This is a genomic window from Lysinibacillus sp. NPDC094403, assembly GCF_050278745.1.
Lineage (GTDB): Bacteria > Bacillota > Bacilli > Bacillales_A > Planococcaceae > Lysinibacillus.
In genome coordinates this window covers 37344-55543 of sequence record NZ_JBNNTL010000023.1, presented here as the reverse complement: position 1 = coordinate 55543, position 18200 = coordinate 37344, and the positions used below count along the sequence as shown (strand labels likewise).

Here is an 18200-nt window from a genome sequence, read left to right as displayed (position 1 = left end):
GGTTGGCGGACCTTTCAGTGTGTCTTTAGACATGGGCCAGTACCCCAGCGTTTCACGCGTAGAGCAAACCACCAGTTAGACTGGTGGTTCTGATTAAATGGGATAGATACGTGATTTTAACTTCTTATTTAAAATGGATGCCTGTGCTATTGCCTGTGCATCATGACTAATCTCACCAGGTTTGTTTGCCTCTCCAATAATATAAGAGGAGAACGGCATCTTTAAGAAGTCAAAGATATATTGGAATTGTTGAATCATTGGTAGGCCCTTTATATATGGGTCGTCACCACCGACAGCAAGAACAATGGCCTCGGTAGTTTGTAGTTTTTCTTTTAGCTGTGGAAAACGCTCATCTCGAATAGCTTGACTCAGACGATCCACCATGTTCTTCATTATTCCTGACATGCTATACCAATATATCGGTGTCGCAAAAATAACGATATCACTTGTTAAAAACGCATTGATAATTTGATCATAATCATCATCTACAAACTGAAAGCCATTGTCATCATGACGCAAATCGTTGATGGGGTCAATCGTTAAATTTTTTAGATCTATTTTTTCATGTCTAATGCCCTCTAACACATAGTCAGCTAGTTGTTCACTATTACTATCGGCTCTAGAGCTACCAATAAATGCGGTAATGTTCATAAGAATCCTCCTCTATCCTTTAGGTTATAACTAGTGTAAACTTATTTTTATTATCGATAAAGCTGAATGTTTCGATGTAATGAATCGAAAAAAACGATTTAGGGGTGAAATAGATGGATATGAAACAGCTACAAACGTTTTTAACAGCTTCAGAAACGTTAAGTTTTACGCAGACTGCTCAGTTACTAGATTATGCTCAGTCGAGTATTACAGCACAAATTAAATCTCTTGAAGAAGAGCTTGGTGTTGTCCTTTTTGAAAGGCTCGGAAAACGCATAACCCTTACGGAGGAGGGCAAGCGATTACAACAGTATTCCCAAAAAATGCTAGATTTAAACGTGGAGATGAAAAAAGCTGTATTAAATGAACAAACACAAGCGGTGTTAAAAATAGGTGCACAGGAAAGTCAGTGTGTGTACCGTCTGCCGAGTATTTTACAACAATTTCAGAAATCCCATCCACAAGTCAAAATCATTTTTAAGCCTGTACATACAACCGAAATCGCCAAAGATTTATTACAGTCAGGCAAGCTCGATGTAGCATTAATTACAGATGCATATAAGGAAACACCTATGCTACATCGAAAGCGACTTATTCAAGAGCAATTAGTATTTGTTAGTGCACCTCCTAACAGCGACGAGGGGAGAGATGTATTTTCTTTACAGCAACTATCAAATGAAACGTTGCTTCTGACGGAAAGTGGTTGCTCCTACCGTAATCAATTGGAAGTACAGCTGCAGAAGGAAGGTACGCAACCAATACAAATGATTGAGTTTGCAAGTATTGAGGCCATTAAGCAATGTGTGATGGCAGGCTTAGGCATTACATTCTTACCCAAAATGGTGGTGGAGCAGGAGTTAGAAAACCACCGTTTAAAAGAACTGACTACATCAATGAATTTAGCAGAGATTTTTACGGATATAGCTTGGCATAAGGATAAACATATATCTCCGTATCTCGCTGATTTTATAGAGATTGCCATGGAGAGATATAAGAAGTTTTAGGAGCATGAAAAAAGTGCGAATGAATATTTTAATCCATTTCGCACTTTTTAGTTCTTTTCAATATGGAAGGGTATTATGGTGACTTATGAAAGTACCTCAAGGGTGTTCCTTTGAATTCCAGTCGGACCTATGGAAAACCTATTGTTTCTTTAAAGTCCCAGAAAAATTAGTGCCTTCATCATGCTCTGTACGACAATCTACCTCGGTAATTTTAAGCGCATTATTAAGGCGTTCAAACTCTAATACACAACGATTGCCGTTTGAGGATTTGTTCATCACGGCTTTAGTGCTAGAAGTAATTGTAGCAGTCCCATCGACACTCCCTGCAGCAGTCCCATCATTTGAAGTAATGGATATATTAAAGTTTTTGCTTGTTGCGTTTGAAATATAGGCATCACGGCGATTAAAATCTGTTGAGCCTGTACCCCACTTATAGTAATACGAATAGGTACCGTCCCAAGCACTTTTAGAAGGTGTTGTCAGCTGCATTGTTTTATCTAGCTGATTTTGGCCATTTTTCGCTCGTGTATTTAAAGAAGCATTACTCGTATTTTCATGAATTGCTTGTGCGTCCTCTGAAATTTCATAAAAATTTCTTTCATCCATACGGTGGAGCATTGTAACGACTTGAGCTCGTGTCATATTATTTGTTACGCCAAAAAACTTCTGTAAATTGCGATTTTCATACTGAAAGTTTTGACCAGTGGAAATGTAATAATCGAGTAAAAACTGTATGGATTGATCTAACCCACTTTTACCTTTAGCTAAATGTGTAATTGCCTGTGCCACAACTCCGCGCTTCACATTAGCTGCTCGAATAGTGTTATCGAAATATCCGTTTAAAGGAGCACCATAGCTTGCAAGTCGATTGTAAAATTCATCAGACCAGTTTGCTGCAGGGGTTTGCTTTTTTACCTCATCATATGGTGTTTCAAGCTCATAAAAGTTAGCAAGTAGTTTTGCGAATTGTTGCTCTGTGATTGTTACATTGGGCTTAAACGTACCATCTGCATAGCCGTTAACGATATCATATTCCTCTGCCCACATTATGGCTTCGTAGGCATAGTGATCTTCTGGCACATCCTTAAAGCCAGCAGCTTGTACAGTGTATCCACTTGCCACAACAAATAGGGAAAGCAATAAAGCGCACACTAATTTTTTCATTTGTCTCAGTCATCCTTTCTTTCTAATCATGTTAACAGTTTGAAGGAAATGGATAAAAACTGCAAATTTTTTTGGTTTATTTTACTATAAAGAGGCTGAAGAAAATTGTTCTTTTAAGAAAGAAGGAATAAAAAAATGTTGACTAGTTTAAATAAATACCTACAAAAATGGATGCCTATTTTAACACCGCTTAGTTTAGTGGTTGGTGTGTTGTTTGAAAACGTAGGGCATCAGCTATTATTTTTAGTACCCTGGCTGTTTGCTTTTATGACATTTGCAGGTAGTTTAAGCATGAATTTTGAAGGAATAAAAAATCTTAAAAAATACCCAACAGTTATTTTAATTGTTATCGCATTTTTACACCTACTCATGCCAATTTGGGCTTATTTAGTATCAAACATCATCTTTCACGATCATCTACTGACAATTGGTTTTGTTTTAGCAGTCGCTATACCAACAGGGGTAACGAGTTTTATTTGGGTCAGTATTTGTAGGGGGCATCTTGCATTATGTCTTGCAATTATTTTAATCGATACACTCATTTCGCCCATTGTTATTCCAGCATTACTTCATATTGTTGTAGGGCAAACAATTGAAATTGATACTGTTGCTCTCGTTCTAGATTTACTTTGGATGATTGTTGTTCCTTCTCTTATAGGTGTAGCGTTAAATGAGTTTACTAAAGGTAAAATTGAGCTTACTTTAGGAAAGAAATTAGCCCCTTTTTCAAAACTTAGCTTATTTAGTATTGTAATGATAAATAGTAGTGCAATTGCTCCATATATTAAAAATATTAACTTGGAGCTTGTTAGTGTTATTTTGGTCGTATTTCTTCTAGCTGTATCAGGATATGCTTTTTGTTTAGTATTAGGGCATATACTTTGGAAGGATAAAAGCATTGTTACGATGTTCGTTTTTACAGGAGGGATGCGTAATATTGCTGTAGGGGTTGTAATAGCGACTACATACTTTCCTGCAAAAACGGTTATGCCTGTAGTGTTTGGTATGCTATTTCAGCAAGTTCTAGCCTCGTTCTTTAGTCGATTAATGGAAAAGTATCAGCTGAAATATGCGGAAGGTTAAATATATGATGAACGATTGTTTGAGAGAAAGCGAATGTTTTTTGTAAGACTCACAATGCAGTAGCTATCGACTGTTATTAGAACGCTACATCATGATGATGAAGCTGTTACAAAAAAACACTAAAAATTTTGATGCATTACCATCATTGAAAATAACAAAATATGAGGTTTCCATTATGCTACCTTCAGAATATGATGAAGATAAGCGATAGCCATGTTATTTAATTGGGGGATGGGGGAGATTTTGCATCTTAAAAATTATACAAAAATATATATTTGAGAGTAAACACCAAAAGTTTTTATACTAGAAATGCTGGTGCTTTGCGCTATTGGAAGTATTTTGGGTAATGATTTTTCTCAAAAAATATCAATAAATAGTTAAAATTTATAAAGTTTAAGCTTATTTTTCCTTAAAGAAAGCAAATGTTGAATGAGAAAGAAGGATGCGTGAATGAAAGAGTTAGATGATTTGAAGCTAACGATTCTTCCGTTAATTATTTTGCTTATTCTTATACTTTTATGGAAACTGACCGAGTCGGTTGGAGCAGGGATGGTGGTCATTATTTTCTGGATAGGCTGGCGCCGCCTTGTAAGAAAATTATTATAAATTGAAAGCTTGCGTAGTGTCAGTTTTAAGGCTCCTCACAAAATGCTAAATGGAGGGTCTGTCGATTAAAATATACTAAACAGCTTTATACAATCAAAGTAGCGTTTGTTTACAATAGACATCGTTTGATAATGGAGTCAAACGGTGTTTTTTTGGATGTGATTCGAAAAGGCGATATTTCATAATTAAATATCTATTAAGCAAGATCTCATAAATACATAAATAGAAAATATTTTCAATGCATATAAAGAATGAAATTATTGTAAATTGACTATGTACTAATATTTGTAATTTTGTTACGATTTATTAATTAATAAATGAAACTACGAGGAGATACAGCATGTGGAGTAATCGAAATGTATGGATAATTTTATTAGGTGAATTTGTTGTAGGTCTTGGCTTGTGGGCTGGGATTATAGGAAATCTTGCTTTTATGCAAGAGGTCGTACCCTCTGACTTTCACAAATCATTAATCATTTCTTGTGGTATATTGGCGGGCTTAGTAGTAGGTCCGTTGGCAGGTCGTATTATTGACAGATCAATGAAGAAAACAGTTGTACAGTGGGCTAGTGTGGGACGAATTATAAGTGTTTTATTTATGTTTATGGCACTTTATACAAATTCGGTTATTTGGATGATTCTTTTTTTAATTACGTTGCAAATAGCAGCCGCCTTTTATATGCCTGCCCTACAATCTATTATACCAATGATTGTTAAGGATAAGGATTTAATAACATTAAATGCTTGGCAAATGAATGCTCGAACGATTTCAAGGATTATTGGTACTGCTGCAGCGGGATTCATGCTAAGTTTCTTTGAGCTGAAATGGTTGTACATCATTTCATTTATTGTCTATATGATGATGTTTGTTATTACGAACTTTCTACAATTAGATGAAACTGTAAATCAATCATCAGCAGCTAAAGAAAAGGGAGACTTTAAAGAAGTGTTACCGATGGTGAGAGAGCACCCTGTTGTATTAATGACACTTGTTTTAATGTTAATTCCAACATTATTTTTAGGTTCCTTTAATTTAGTTATTATGAAAATTTCTGAGATCCATCATTCAACGACAATATCAGGATTATTATATACAGTTGAGGGCATAGGTTTCATGCTAGGTGCAGCTGGTTTGAAATTGATTACAGAACGGCTTAACACTGGAACACTACTTTTTTTATTAGCATTTATCATCGGATCGATGGAGCTTATGCTAATATTCTCGGATATTAAATTTTTGGCATTAGTGGCTTTTGGAGTTTTTGGTTTTTCGGTAGGCTGTTTTTTCCCAACGACGATGGTTATTTTTCAAAAGCAAGTGCCAAAAGAATTTCATGGGCGATTTTTCTCATTCCGTAATATGATTGATTCTGTCATCTTTCAGGCCGTCTTATTGTCAACAGGAATGATGCTAGATTTAGTTGGTTTAAGTGGATTGGGACTTGTTTTTGGTATTATTAGCTTAAGTTTAACCATCACTTTTTTACTATATTCAAAGAAAAAGAACGTTGTTATGCATGCTCACTAAACATAAACAAAAAAGAACTGTCAAATCTGTAAACATTTTTTGGCAGTTCTTCCTTCTTATTTAAGTCTACATTTTACGAGGTCAGGTTTGTTGAAGTAAAGGTAATTGAAAAAAATCATTATTATGGATATAATTCAACTATTCAATTAATTTATTGAATAGTTTGGAGGTTTTATATGCTTAATGAACGTAATTTAAAGGATTTATTATATCAAGAGTTTGCAAGAATTGGAAAAAGTTTATCAAGCCCTAAACGATTGGAAATTCTTGATATTTTATCACAAGGTCCAAAGTCTGTAGATGCTTTAGCAAAAAATACGGAAATGTCAGTTGCTAATGTTTCGCAACATTTGAAAACCCTTTTTAATTCGAGATTGGTTAAATTTAAGAAGGAAGGAAATTACGTCATTTACGAACTAGCGGATGAAGTTATTTCTGACTTTTTAATTGCATTACATTCTTTATCAGAAAAGCAACTAATTCAAGTTCAACAAATAAAAGACGAGTTTTTAAATGATCAACTTGGGCTAGAAGGAATAACATTTTCAGAACTTGTTCCTCGAATGGAAAAAGGCGAGGTTTTACTATTGGATGTAAGACCTAAAGAAGAATATGAAGAGGCACATATTCCTGGTGCTGTTTCTATTCCTATCGAAGAATTAGAAGAGAAGCTTGCATCGTTTCCAGCCAATTGTGATGTTGTTGCTTATTGTAGAGGACCTTATTGTTTAATGTCAGCAGAAGCGGTGAAAATTCTAAAATCAAAAGGAATCAACGCATTTCGTATGGAACAAGGCGTTAAAGAATGGCTACAATTTACGAAATAATTAAATTAGAGCGGAGGAACTAAGAATGAAACTAGGAATTATTTTGGAGACGAAAGAACCGGAGAAAGCGTGGAATGCATTTAGGTTCGCGAACGCTGCATTAATGAAAGAACATGAAGTTAAGCTATTTTTAATGGGTGAAGCTGTAGAATGTGAAAACATTGAACATCCAAGTTTTAATGTAAAAGATCAAATGAATAAATTTGAAGAATTAAAAGGTGACCTTTTAGCTTGTGGAACATGTTTAAAATCGAGATTACTAGATAAAACAACTACTTGTCCAATTTCTACAATGGATGACTGTGTTGAAGTTGTTGAATGGGCTGACAAAATGGTGACGTTTTAATTCTTGAGAAGTAGAAAGAAGGTGTTGAAAGATGCTTGGAAAAGCACAAGAAACCACAGAGACTTATATAAATTCACCCGAAAAGTTAAAGAGCTTATATAAACGAGTGTTAATCGTTGTTAGTCTCTCACAAGTTTTTGGTGGGGCAGGGCTTGCAGCAGGTATTACTGTAGGGGCACTTTTAGCTCAGCAAATGCTAGGAACGGATGCTTATGCAGGAGTACCATCCGCTTTATTTACTTTAGGGTCGGCAGGTGCAGCTTTAATTGTAGGGAAACTATCACAACGTTATGGGCGTCGTACAGGTTTATCGACCGGCTTTTTTGTAGGGGGACTGGGTGCAATTGGTGTTGTCATTGCTGCCATGATGAATAGTGTCATTTTATTATTTGCTTCTCTACTAATCTATGGTGCAGGGACTGCGACAAATTTACAAGCTCGCTATGCAGGGACAGATTTAGCAAATAATAAACAACGAGCAACTGCTATCAGTACGACAATGGTTATGACAACCTTTGGTGCCGTGGCAGGTCCAAATTTAGTAGAAATTTTGGGCAAATTTGCGGTTTCTATTGGTGTGCCGGCACTCGCAGGTCCTTTTATTTTATCAGCAACAGCATTTATATTAGCAGGTCTTGTCCTATTTATTATGTTGCGTCCTGATCCGTTAGAAATTGCAAAAATGATACAAGCAGACAGACGAGAAAACGGATATGGAAATAAAGCGGAATCCCTTAGTGAAAGAGCTATCAATAAAAGAGGTCTTACAGTCGGTGCAACGGTTATGGTACTTACTCAAATTGTAATGGTTGCTATCATGACGATGACACCAGTACATATGAAACATCATGGTCATGGTTTATCGGAAGTAGGAATTGTTATTGGATTTCATGTAGGTTCCATGTATCTTCCGTCGCTCGTAACAGGCGTTCTCGTTGATAAAATCGGACGAACAGCCATGAGTATTGCTTCAGGAGTGACTTTGTTATTTGCTGGTTTATTAGCAGCATTTGCACCGAGCGATTCTATGGTTCTATTAATCGTAGCGCTTTCTTTACTAGGATTGGGCTGGAACTTTGGCTTAATTAGTGGTACTGCTCAAATAGTTGATTCGACTGAACCTTCCACACGTGCAAAAACACAAGGGAAAATAGATGTTTTAGTTGCACTAGCAGGAGCTTCTGGTGGTGCTCTTTCAGGCATGGTAGTAGCTAATGCAAGTTATGCAACTCTATCTTTAGCAGGGGGTCTTTTATCCTTAATTCTTATTCCAGTTGTTATTTGGTCTAGAAAAGCTTGAGATAAGTTTTAATGATAGGAACTTAAATTGTTCTCTTTTGTGGTTTCAACCACATTATACATGATGGCACTTCCACTAGCACATCTCGGGTTACTAAACATTTTAGTACTACACTATTTTTTTCCATATAAAAACTGCACCTCCGATTTTTGATATGCTCCTCATTAGGTAGACAGATGAAAAAATAAAATCTGTTTATTTAATGGGGAGTATTTTTATGTGTAAAAGTAAATATTCAAAAAATAGCAATTCTAAAACTTTATCATGAGGGAGACCATTCACAAAACGAGATAGCATCTCTCTTTTCTGTTAATCGTAGAACAATACTAGTAAATATATTGTTAATTCCATCAACAATAGAAACTTTCCCCCTATTTAAACCTTTAAAAGTGGTGTTAACTACATCTTTAGGAGTACGTTTACTACCAAATGATTAAATATAATTGACTGAATACATGGAACATCTGTTTTTTTATGTATGGATGTTTTAGTACCTTTTTTCAATCGGTTAGTATCAAAACAATAATAACCCAAAAAATGTTCAGTATAGTATTAGCCTGATTTCCAATACTAAACCTGTTTCAAATTTTTTTAGGAAGGAGGTGTATTAGTGAGATTTCTTACATGGAGTGTAATAGGAGCTGTTATTTTAGGTGTTGCTAGAGGATTGCAAAATGGTACCCTTCAACAGTTCACAAAAAATATTTCGAATAAATTAAACCTACAGAGTGCCCAACAAATGATGCAGCCAATACAACAAATGGCACAACCATTGCAGCAAATGTCTCAGCCTTTTCAACAAATGAACCAATCTTCACAACAAACGAAGCAACCTCAAGAACAAACAAACCAGTCTTCACAACAAATGAATCAATCAGTACAAAATACAGCCATTAATCGATCAACTGGTAGTTCATCAAAATAATAATGTAAACAAATGAGCAATTGCTATGAATGAGAGGGTTTTGATGGAATAGGTATTCATAGCAATTGATTCTACATAGTATTCACTCAAACGAGTTAATTTAACGGGTGCGTTTCTATAATAAATTGAAACGCTTTTTTACTAACGGCGCAGTTTAGTTAAAGAATCAAACAGGGTTTTTTTTACTTGTATTAATTTAATGGTTCGATGAGTATCCAATAATTCTTTCTATATAAGAAGTAGTTAGATAGAGGTTTAATGTTTCAAAATTTTTTTGAGAGAACGTTTATTGTAATATTACATATGATAAATGGTTATTTATACCATTATTGTGATGTGCTGGTATTTTTATTGGTGCTGTAATATTAGGTATTATGGGTAATGATGTACATAAAATTCAAACTTTCAGTTACGAAGGTGTTCTTAGAAATTTCCAACTTCTAAGCGAAGCGAAAGTGGGAGTAGTTCAATGAAATTAAACCTTACAAAATTATAAGTTTCATGTCACAAAATTTAATTGTAAAAACTAAAATTCTGTTTTAGAATTGCTATTGTTGAATTTAAGTGGGAAAAATGAATAAACAATGAGGTATTCCAAAGGTTTAAAATCCCCCGTAATCTTCAATTATATTAACAACTTGACAGAAGTCTATAAGGGGAGTAGTATACAATAGTTGCGGAAAAAGCTATTGTGAAGTAACAATTTTAAAAATGCAATATATACTTATTATCTAAGTTAATATACATCTAGAATTTAATTTAAGTAAGTAAAAGGTAGGTGCAAAAATGAAAAATTTATTAAGTAAAAAAGATGCCCTGTTAAAGAACTTTTTAGGGATATATATACTAGCTGTTTTAATGTTATGGATTAAAACATACATCACTCAAACAACACAATTTAAACTAGGAGTAGAAGGATTCCTTCAACATTTCCTTTTACTAATAAATCCACTAGGTTCAGCAATGCTGTTTCTAGGAATATCATTTTTATTTAGAGGAAAGAGAAAATATACATCACTAGTTGTAGTTTACACTCTGATGTCTATTCTTTTATATGCCAATGTTGTTTATTATCGATTTTTCAGTGATTTCATTACATTACCTACAGTTATCCAAACGCAGAACTTCGGAGATTTAGGTGGTAGTGTTCTTACTTTAATAAAGCCTTTTGATATCTTGTTCTTTGTGGATGTATTTGTAATGTTTTACCTACGATTCTCAAGAAGAATACCAAAGGAAACCAATCGTTTTGGATATAAAAAAGCAACGGCAATCATTACTTTTGCATTAGCAATATCATTCCTAAATTTAGGATTAGCTGAAGCAGATCGTCCGCAACTATTATCTCGAGGTTTTGATAGAAACTATATTGTGAAATATCTAGGAATGTATAACTATACGATTTATGATTCAGTAGAAACTATGAAAGCATCTTCACAGAGAGCTTTGGCGGATAGTAGTGATATTACAGAAGTGATGAACTATACAAAATCTAACTACGCCAAACCGAATGCAGAATATTTTGGTAAAGCAAAAGGAATGAACGTCATCTATTTACATTTAGAATCATTCCAAAACTTTCTTATCAACTATAAATTAAACGGTGAAGAAGTTACACCATTTTTAAATTCATTAACAAAAGATAAGAATACAATGTATTTTGATAATTTCTTCCATCAAACAGGTCAAGGTAAAACTTCCGATGCAGAATTTATGCTGGAAAATTCTATGTTTGGGTTACCACAAGGATCTGCTTATATTACAAAAGCACAAAATACGTACCAAGCAGCTCCTAGTATTTTAAAAGATTATGGTTATACATCTGCTGTATTCCATGGTAATAACGGAAGCTTCTGGAATCGTAATGAGATTTATAAATCATTTGGATTTGAGCATTTCTACGATGCTAGCTACTATGACACGAATTCTTCAGAAAACATGGCTGAATATGGTTTGTTAGATAAACCATTCTTTAAACAATCTGAAAGTCTATTAAAATCGTTACCACAACCTTTTTATACGAAATTTATTACGGTAGGGAACCACTTCCCGTATACAATGAATCAAGACTTAGTAACAATTAATAAAGCTAATACTGGAGATGCAAGTGTAGATAATTATTTCCAAACAGCACGTTATGCAGATGAAGCAATCAAACAAATGTTCAATCAATTAAAAGAATTAGGCTTATATGATAATACGATGATTGTTCTTTATGGTGACCATTACGGTATTTCAGATAATCATAATGATGCGATGGAACAAGTCATTGGAAAAGAAATTACACCGTATGAAAATGCTAATTTGCAACGCGTACCATTATTTATACATGTTCCAGGAATGCAAGGTGGAACTAACCATGCTTATGGTGGCCAAACAGACCTTCTTCCAACGTTATTACATTTACTAGGAATTGATACGCAAAAATTTGTTCAATTTGGTTCCGACTTATTATCAAAAGACCATGATGAAGTTGTACCATTTAGAAATGGCGGTTTTGTCAGTCCTACTATTTATTCGGTGAATGGGAAATTTTATGATAATAAAACAGGTTTACTACTAGATGATAGTCAATTAGAGTATGCGAAAACTCTTAAAAATAATGTAGATCGTAAATTAGAATTATCTGACAAAGTGGTGAATGGTGACTTGTTGAGATTCTATACGCCAAAAGGTTATACTCCAGTGGATCCTTCTAAGTATAATTACTCAAAAGATGCGAATGTAGAATCTAAATAATTGTTGCAATTTGCTGGGCAGTTCAAGATGATGTGTTTGATATCAAAGCGTTTATTATCCGATTGCTTTTGGTATCTACCGTTATCTTGAATTGTTTTTTATATAGAAAGATTGAAAGGCTTAGGGATTATTCCTAAGCCTTTTTAGATGTTTTAATGAAAGAAAAGTTTTTTAAAGAGAAGACTCAATAAGACTTTGCTATAAATTTAACAGGACATGGTCGCCGTATCCAAAATATCGATGACAAGTGCAAATTACGGCAGAAACTTTATTCAATATGTCTCTTTGGGAGCAAAATGGCCGATTCCCTTTAATTCAAAGTCAAAAAATTTAAGAATTAGTTCATTTTCAGTTTCAATACAGTAATATTGATCAATATCAGCTTTTCCTCCTTGTAAAATATTTGCCAGTATTGGAGAGAAAAGCGGCAAATCGGTCAAACTTAAATGTTTTGCCCCTTGAAAATGAACAGTATATGCTTCTTTGAAGTGTTCATTTTTGGGGTTGTTTGCTATTAAAGTGGAGCTGCTCTCAAGCTGTCCCCATACATCGTCAGAATAAATGCTAAGAAGTGGGGTCGTAAAGTCTTTGCTGCTAGCTACAAAATCATCCATATCTTTCTTATAAACAAGCTCACTAAAGAACGGGCCATCAATATTTACAACTGCACTTATATCATTACGTTCTCTGTCTACCCATACACTCGCTGCACCGCCCATTGAGTGTCCAAACACACCAATTTTCTCTGTATTGATATGTTGATAAATAGGGTCATTATCATTTTTGGACTTTTGAAGGATCGTATCAATAACAAAGTTCATATCGTCTGTTCGTAGTTTCTCCCATTTTTGAATGATATTGTACTTTTCTTCATTTGAGTAACTGCCATTAATCGCATATTTTTCGAATTCATGGCGGAAATCTGAATGGACCATAGCTACTGTTCCATCCTCTGAACGAGTATAGAAGGAGTGATAGGGATGATCGATTGAAACGACTACATAACCGTGGCTTGCCAGTTCAGTATAAGTAGATCTGTTGCTTATCTTGATACCTAATGCCCCATGTGAGAACACCAATAGAGGGTATGTTCCATTTGCGTTTTTGGGATACCAAAATTCTACATTAACAAATCTTTTGTCCCCTGTGTTAGTAAATTCCTCAATACGATTTTTGTCAACATATGTGTAAGTAGCGGTTGCAACTTCATATTCTCCTGTCACTTTTGGTGAATGGTGCTGTGGAAAAATAATGACAGGTGAAAGTACAAATACAAATGTCAATATCATCATAATGGACTTCCAAACAATGCTAGAAGTTTTGTATGGTTTACTATTCGTTTTCTTATGGATAAGAGATACTGTACCATTTAAAGCTAATAAGAAAAGTAGTATAGCAAGCATTATCCAGCGAAAACTCCAGACAATCACTGATGAAGCAGCAAGTATTACAAATACAATAAATACAGCAATCCTAATCCAATTCTTTATTTTTTTATGGTTTTTCTTTGTTACTATGCAATAGATGGCAAAGGTAATCTCAAAAATCAAAGCGACTAATAAAAGGAAAATCCCCATATTCATAACTCCACCTCATTGGAAAAATTTTTTGTAAAATCATCATATTAAACGGAATGGAGGATGTATATGGAAAAATGGTAAGTTGTATCCACAGGCTAATAAGATGCAAAAAAAAAACGGTAAGCTCTAATGCTTACCGTAAAATAATTTGTTACAGATAACTACTGCTTATTAATTTTTTTGATCACTCACCAAAGTCTTTCTTTAATGCCTTTAGTTTTTCATTGATTTTTTTTGCATCTTTTTTATCATTTTGCCATGACAGTACACGAACTATGAGATAGATTACGGCAATTTGCAATGCAAGAAGGATTACACCTGTTGGATCAGTTACAAGATTCAGAGCGCTGCCAAGGACAATCAATAAAATCTCCAAAGTGAAGAAATGAATAATAATCCTTATTCGCATTTCCTTCTCGCTTAGATCTTTAGGAGAATATAAAATAAATCCGGTTAATGCACTTAAAAATGAAATTGCCATTATGATATAAATCGACTTCAAATCAAAGGCCAAGGCCATGTCAGGATAAAACATTTGTCGCAACAAAGTAACCATCATGATTATGGATGCGAAGATGATAAAGAAATTCTTAATTATCTTTTGCACAAATTCAAAAAAATTCATATGTATCCCTCTTTACAAACCAAGCATATTTTTTAGGATAGGCACATACTGCCTTGATATAACAGCACGCTCTCCGTTATCCAACACCGCTTCGAATCGGCCACTAATGGTCGGATAAACAGATGAAATTTTCGTGATGTTCAAAATTGTTGATTTCGACGCGCGAAAACAGTTTTTCCCCGTACATAATTCTTCTAATTCGTATAGTTTTTGTTTTACCTCAAAAACGTTATCCTTGCAGTACATAAAAACTTTTCCCTCGACTGCCTCGAAATAATAGATATCACCAAGGTTAATGCGGTGAATACTTTCATTTTGATGGCCAAGTAAAATGAGGTTCTCGGTTTTCAGCTTGTTGATGATGTCATATATTTCGTCATCAACCTCATGACACCTAATAATAATCTCTTCTTCTAATTCTTGGCTTATTTTTTCTATTGAAATTTTCAAATCATCACCCACGAAAATTCAAATTATTTCAGTTTCACTTGAATTCTATATAAATTTGCAAATGAAGCAAAGCTAATTTGGTTTGTTTATTTTAATGACAACACCTCCATATACAATCCTTTTTTCATTTTATCTGATTAACCGTTTGGATTTTATACTATAATATTATCCATAATCTGCTAAGTCAAGTGAAGGAGAAAGGGAGCAATACAGGAAATATAAAGAAAAAGAAATAGCGAGTGACTATTTTTCACTCGTTATTTTTTTAACCCTCTTTACTAATGTGAAAGCTTAGAAATTACAAATAGTACTATCATTAGAACCACTACAAGCGGGGGGAATCACATCAGGTCAACAAAGCAATATCCATGTAGGGAGCGCAATTAATTACAGATAGTAGTTTCGCGAGTTTTTTGTTCATGGAAATTCTTCCAATCATCTTATTTGCTCTTTGATTTAAACGATATATAATAATTTGAAACATTCCAAAGATACATCATTCATTTTTTCCATTCACATTTCATCAGCAAATGCTCTCCATTAGTGGGAAATACAAAAGACCACTCTGTAAAAGGAGTGATCTTCTGTACCATTTAATCCTCCAGAGAGGATATTAGACGTTGCCGATTAGTATCGGTAAATATGATTTGGTCTATTTAAATACTCTTTTAATTTAAAAATTTCTTATCTGTTTTAGTAATGTATTGAGTTCATTTGCATCTTTTTTTGTCTTAATAATTGTTATAATCCATGCAAATATATATATTAATAAAAAACCACCAAGAAAATCTACACTTAGAAAATTATCTGTCCACTTGTTATATAAAGATATAGAGAAGACGACTAGAAACATCAAGATAAAATGGATGCCTAAAGCAAATAAATAGTTAATTTTTTCAATTTCAAAAATGATTGTAAAAATACCTGCGCAAGCTGAGATTATTAACACACCCATAATCTCAGCTTCTGAAGAGATGATGTTATTTCTCGATAGTAAAACTAGCATATATATAAATGCACCAGTGCCTAAACCTGAAAATAATCTATTTTTTAATTGCAATGAAATGTCTTCCCCTCAAAATTTTTATGATTGTAAGATAGGCTTGTTTAATTCTTTTTGTACATTATATGTATAAAGAATTCCCCCGAAGAAAAGTCCTATAGATAGTCCACTTACTGCAGAATAAATGATATTAATTGAAATGTCATTATAAAATGATGGAGAGATGCCCAAAGTTACATTTAAAAGATACTTCACCAAAAAATTTATCAAGATAATGATTAATGGAAGATAGCACTTCTTCCTGATAATAACTGATTCCAATTTGAAAAAATTTTGATATTTTTTATACAATAAATAACCAATTAAAGTCCCAGGAAATATGAAAAAGAAATAGCTAATTAAACAAAATTCTAAGTGCGAAAATTGAGTGATCATTTTTTCAAATCCCCATATCATAAATATGAAAGGAACTAAAAACATTTTAGATAAATTGATTGGCCTTTCCTGAGAAATAGCAATACCTCTTTTTATTAAAAAAAATAATAATATCCATACCCACAATGGCGTTCTTAAAAGCACTTCTTGAATAATGTTAAACATTTTTTATTACCTCCTTTGATGTTATCCATAATGGCATCAAATAGGGGATAAAGAAATACGTTTAAACATATGTGGTGAAAATCAATACATAAGTGGAGTTTTGGAATATCTTGTTAGCCCTTTTTTTAAGGAAGATACATATTTTCTTGACACAATTATTTTTTCTTCATTAGAGAGAATTGCTTCAAGACTACCATTAGTTTTAACCGAAAATTTATTTAAAAAATGAATATTGATAATGATAGTTTTTGAGATTCTGATAAAGTTATTGGGAAGATCCTGTTCTAATTTATATAAAGGGCTTTTTGTTTCAAAAATAGTATCATTTGTGTAAATGAATATTTTTCGTTCAAGATATTCCAAATAAAATATGTTTGAGTAAGGAATTTTTTCTTGTTCGTCTTTGGATGTAGACTTTGCTATTAAATAGTTGTCAGAGCTTTTTTCAAGAGTGGATACGATATCTTGAATAAAAGACGTTACTTTGTGAATGTTAAACGTACATGATTCTTCTTTAAGTTTTTCAATTATTTTAATGTTTACTTTCATTTAAGACATATATTCCTTTCAAAGTTGTTTCTTCATAATTTAATGTGAACGTTTATGCGATATTTGTAAAGAGTATATCAAAAAAGTTACTCTGATTTTGAGTACCCAGCTTATATTGTAGGATAGTTTACTGAGATGTAGTATACAAAAGAATAAGAGATTTTATGAACCAAGCCATTTCTTAGTGCAGAGGAATCTGTCTATAGAAATGGCTTTTTAAAATGTAAAAATTTGTTTGGGAATTTCAGTCTTGTATCATTTTTAAAACCTAAAATGAAGTCAATAGAAAGGAGTAGTGTCGATGAAGATGAAAAAAATTAGTTTTATTGTAGTTCTAATATTGGCAAGTTTTATAACAGATGGTGTAATTGTACATGCAGATGATCACGAACATGAAGATAAAAAACATGAAAAGTATAAAGAGTATAAGGACTATAAGGACGACGAGGACGACGATGATGATGAGAAATATTACTATGACGATGAAGAAGAAGGTGAAACTTACTACTTTCAAGACGCTGTGAGTGCCAAGGGTACTTGGAATATTTGGACACGAACAGTTGCTGCAGATAAAGAAGTGCTACCTTTCGCAAGCTCTCAAAAGGTCACATTAAAGGTAGAAAGTACAAATAAGGAGCTGAGTTTTTTTGTTATACCAAAAGACGGGGAATTTTTTGTACCGGGTAAAGCTGTTGCACAGGCCCTAGGAGCAAAAGCAACCTTTTATAAAGAAAGTAAAATTTTAGATATCCAGGATCAAGCAAATGAATTAATTTACCGTGCTGGAACTAACGTTGTTTATGCTAACAATGTGAAAACACCATCTCCTGCACAAGCATTTTATGTAAATGAAGAGTTATATGTACCTATTAGTACAATAACGAATGGCTTAGGTTATATAGCAGAGTGGCAAGAAAGTAATCAAACATTTTTATGCCAGCCAATTACGAATTAGGGGGAAGCACTATGAAAGATCCGAAAAAGGCAAAATGGGTTTTAGGGGCGTCAGGGATACTTTTATCTGCAGCGATATTAACCCAAATTAACAGCCCAACAGAAGCCGAAACTACACGCACCAATAATATTCAGGAAGTAGATCAGGACAATATGACGAAAAAAGAAAAGGAACTTGTACAGCTGGATTGGACAAACTTTGAAATTACAAGTCAACCTACTGTCAAAAGCGAGCGCAAAACGAAAAGAACTTAATGGAGTTGGTC

General features: G+C 33.7%; 19 protein-coding genes. 11 read left to right on the top strand and 8 right to left on the bottom strand.

What is annotated here, in order from left to right:
* Nucleotides 1–93 precede the first annotated feature (93 nt).
* Entirely contained in the window at nt 94–651 is a 558-nt protein-coding gene (locus ACQKMV_RS21655; protein ID WP_427422912.1) for a flavodoxin family protein, read from the bottom strand.
* A 113-nt stretch (nt 652–764) separates the two neighbouring features.
* Here ACQKMV_RS21655 and ACQKMV_RS21650 point away from each other — a divergent pair, with 113 nt between their 5' ends.
* Nucleotides 765–1655: a LysR family transcriptional regulator gene (locus ACQKMV_RS21650; protein ID WP_427506415.1), complete on the top strand. Its 891-nt coding sequence runs from the start codon at nt 765–767 to the stop codon at nt 1653–1655.
* A 138-nt stretch (nt 1656–1793) separates the two neighbouring features.
* On the opposite strand, the gene ACQKMV_RS21645 is transcribed toward ACQKMV_RS21650, so the two are convergent.
* Nucleotides 1794–2819 carry an S-layer homology domain-containing protein gene (locus tag ACQKMV_RS21645; RefSeq protein ID WP_427506413.1) on the bottom strand — a complete coding sequence of 342 codons (1026 nt, stop codon included), beginning with the start codon at nt 2817–2819 and terminating at the stop codon, nt 1794–1796.
* Nucleotides 2820–2954: 135 nt separating this feature from the next.
* On the opposite strand from ACQKMV_RS21645, the gene ACQKMV_RS21640 reads away from it, so the two are divergent.
* The 8 genes from ACQKMV_RS21640 (at nt 2955) to ACQKMV_RS21605 (ending at nt 12173) form a co-directional block, all read left to right on the top strand.
* Nucleotides 2955–3902 carry a bile acid:sodium symporter family protein gene (locus ACQKMV_RS21640; protein WP_427506412.1) on the top strand — a complete coding sequence of 316 codons (948 nt, stop codon included), beginning with the start codon at nt 2955–2957 and terminating at the stop codon, nt 3900–3902.
* Nucleotides 3903–4352: 450 nt separating this feature from the next.
* Nucleotides 4353–4508 carry a hypothetical protein gene (locus tag ACQKMV_RS21635; RefSeq protein ID WP_198516273.1) on the top strand — a complete coding sequence of 52 codons (156 nt, stop codon included), beginning with the start codon at nt 4353–4355 and terminating at the stop codon, nt 4506–4508.
* A gap of 340 nt (nt 4509–4848) precedes the next feature.
* Nucleotides 4849–6036 carry an MFS transporter gene (locus tag ACQKMV_RS21630; RefSeq protein WP_427506410.1) on the top strand — a complete coding sequence of 396 codons (1188 nt, stop codon included), beginning with the start codon at nt 4849–4851 and terminating at the stop codon, nt 6034–6036.
* Between the two features lie 176 nt (nt 6037–6212).
* Nucleotides 6213–6863, top strand: a complete 651-nt coding sequence (locus ACQKMV_RS21625; protein ID WP_427506408.1) for an ArsR/SmtB family transcription factor — start codon at nt 6213–6215, stop codon at nt 6861–6863.
* Nucleotides 6864–6888: 25 nt separating this feature from the next.
* The gene (locus ACQKMV_RS21620) at nt 6889–7209 is read left to right on the top strand and encodes a DsrE/DsrF/TusD sulfur relay family protein (RefSeq protein ID WP_427422906.1); all 321 of its coding nucleotides are present in this window, start codon (nt 6889–6891) and stop codon (nt 7207–7209) included.
* Nucleotides 7210–7240: 31 nt separating this feature from the next.
* A complete protein-coding gene (locus ACQKMV_RS21615; RefSeq protein ID WP_427506407.1) occupies nt 7241–8509 on the top strand; it encodes an MFS transporter in 1269 nt (422 codons plus the stop codon).
* 610 nt (nt 8510–9119) lie between these two features.
* Nucleotides 9120–9434: a hypothetical protein gene (locus ACQKMV_RS21610; protein ID WP_427506406.1), complete on the top strand. Its 315-nt coding sequence runs from the start codon at nt 9120–9122 to the stop codon at nt 9432–9434.
* 786 nt (nt 9435–10220) lie between these two features.
* A complete protein-coding gene (locus tag ACQKMV_RS21605) occupies nt 10221–12173 on the top strand; it encodes an LTA synthase family protein (RefSeq protein ID WP_427506405.1) in 1953 nt (650 codons plus the stop codon).
* Between the two features lie 272 nt (nt 12174–12445).
* On the opposite strand, the gene ACQKMV_RS21600 is transcribed toward ACQKMV_RS21605, so the two are convergent.
* The 6 genes from ACQKMV_RS21600 to ACQKMV_RS21575 form a co-directional block, all read right to left on the bottom strand.
* Entirely contained in the window at nt 12446–13750 is a 1305-nt protein-coding gene (locus ACQKMV_RS21600) for an alpha/beta hydrolase family protein (protein WP_427506403.1), read from the bottom strand.
* A gap of 187 nt (nt 13751–13937) precedes the next feature.
* Nucleotides 13938–14378: a DUF3021 family protein gene (locus ACQKMV_RS21595; RefSeq protein ID WP_427506402.1), complete on the bottom strand. Its 441-nt coding sequence runs from the start codon at nt 14376–14378 to the stop codon at nt 13938–13940.
* A gap of 12 nt (nt 14379–14390) precedes the next feature.
* On the bottom strand, nt 14391–14828 hold the full coding sequence (locus ACQKMV_RS21590) for a LytTR family DNA-binding domain-containing protein (protein ID WP_427506401.1): 438 nt from the start codon (nt 14826–14828) through the stop codon (nt 14391–14393).
* A gap of 673 nt (nt 14829–15501) precedes the next feature.
* Nucleotides 15502–15888 (bottom strand): DUF3021 family protein, encoded by a 387-nt coding sequence (locus tag ACQKMV_RS21585; RefSeq protein WP_427506400.1) that lies wholly within the window; start codon nt 15886–15888, stop codon nt 15502–15504.
* 24 nt (nt 15889–15912) lie between these two features.
* The gene (locus tag ACQKMV_RS21580) at nt 15913–16431 is read right to left on the bottom strand and encodes a hypothetical protein (protein ID WP_427506399.1); all 519 of its coding nucleotides are present in this window, start codon (nt 16429–16431) and stop codon (nt 15913–15915) included.
* A gap of 81 nt (nt 16432–16512) precedes the next feature.
* Nucleotides 16513–16980, bottom strand: a complete 468-nt coding sequence (locus tag ACQKMV_RS21575) for a LytTR family DNA-binding domain-containing protein (protein ID WP_427506397.1) — start codon at nt 16978–16980, stop codon at nt 16513–16515.
* Between the two features lie 301 nt (nt 16981–17281).
* On the opposite strand from ACQKMV_RS21575, the gene ACQKMV_RS21570 reads away from it, so the two are divergent.
* Together ACQKMV_RS21570 and ACQKMV_RS21565 are read left to right on the top strand one after the other, a co-directional pair.
* Nucleotides 17282–17935 (top strand): copper amine oxidase N-terminal domain-containing protein, encoded by a 654-nt coding sequence (locus ACQKMV_RS21570; protein ID WP_427506396.1) that lies wholly within the window; start codon nt 17282–17284, stop codon nt 17933–17935.
* Between the two features lie 11 nt (nt 17936–17946).
* On the top strand, nt 17947–18189 hold the full coding sequence (locus ACQKMV_RS21565) for a hypothetical protein (protein WP_427506394.1): 243 nt from the start codon (nt 17947–17949) through the stop codon (nt 18187–18189).
* Nucleotides 18190–18200: the final 11 nt, after the last annotated feature.

What these genes read in the sequence shown, in the direction of transcription:
- ACQKMV_RS21575 (WP_427506397.1), bottom strand. Translation starts at nt 16,980, where the DNA reads ATGAAAGTAAACATTAAAATAATTGAAAAACTTAAAGAAGAATCATGT.
- ACQKMV_RS21650 (WP_427506415.1), top strand. Translation starts at nt 765, where the DNA reads ATGGATATGAAACAGCTACAAACGTTTTTAACAGCTTCAGAAACGTTA.
- ACQKMV_RS21605 (WP_427506405.1), top strand. Translation starts at nt 10,221, where the DNA reads ATGAAAAATTTATTAAGTAAAAAAGATGCCCTGTTAAAGAACTTTTTA.
- ACQKMV_RS21655 (WP_427422912.1), bottom strand. Translation starts at nt 651, where the DNA reads ATGAACATTACCGCATTTATTGGTAGCTCTAGAGCCGATAGTAATAGT.
- ACQKMV_RS21640 (WP_427506412.1), top strand. Translation starts at nt 2,955, where the DNA reads ATGTTGACTAGTTTAAATAAATACCTACAAAAATGGATGCCTATTTTA.
- ACQKMV_RS21570 (WP_427506396.1), top strand. Translation starts at nt 17,282, where the DNA reads ATGAAGATGAAAAAAATTAGTTTTATTGTAGTTCTAATATTGGCAAGT.
- ACQKMV_RS21565 (WP_427506394.1), top strand. Translation starts at nt 17,947, where the DNA reads ATGAAAGATCCGAAAAAGGCAAAATGGGTTTTAGGGGCGTCAGGGATA.
- ACQKMV_RS21580 (WP_427506399.1), bottom strand. Translation starts at nt 16,431, where the DNA reads ATGTTTAACATTATTCAAGAAGTGCTTTTAAGAACGCCATTGTGGGTA.
- ACQKMV_RS21645 (WP_427506413.1), bottom strand. Translation starts at nt 2,819, where the DNA reads ATGAAAAAATTAGTGTGCGCTTTATTGCTTTCCCTATTTGTTGTGGCA.
- ACQKMV_RS21600 (WP_427506403.1), bottom strand. Translation starts at nt 13,750, where the DNA reads ATGGGGATTTTCCTTTTATTAGTCGCTTTGATTTTTGAGATTACCTTT.
- ACQKMV_RS21630 (WP_427506410.1), top strand. Translation starts at nt 4,849, where the DNA reads ATGTGGAGTAATCGAAATGTATGGATAATTTTATTAGGTGAATTTGTT.
- ACQKMV_RS21620 (WP_427422906.1), top strand. Translation starts at nt 6,889, where the DNA reads ATGAAACTAGGAATTATTTTGGAGACGAAAGAACCGGAGAAAGCGTGG.
- ACQKMV_RS21595 (WP_427506402.1), bottom strand. Translation starts at nt 14,378, where the DNA reads ATGAATTTTTTTGAATTTGTGCAAAAGATAATTAAGAATTTCTTTATC.
- ACQKMV_RS21635 (WP_198516273.1), top strand. Translation starts at nt 4,353, where the DNA reads ATGAAAGAGTTAGATGATTTGAAGCTAACGATTCTTCCGTTAATTATT.
- ACQKMV_RS21615 (WP_427506407.1), top strand. Translation starts at nt 7,241, where the DNA reads ATGCTTGGAAAAGCACAAGAAACCACAGAGACTTATATAAATTCACCC.
- ACQKMV_RS21625 (WP_427506408.1), top strand. Translation starts at nt 6,213, where the DNA reads ATGCTTAATGAACGTAATTTAAAGGATTTATTATATCAAGAGTTTGCA.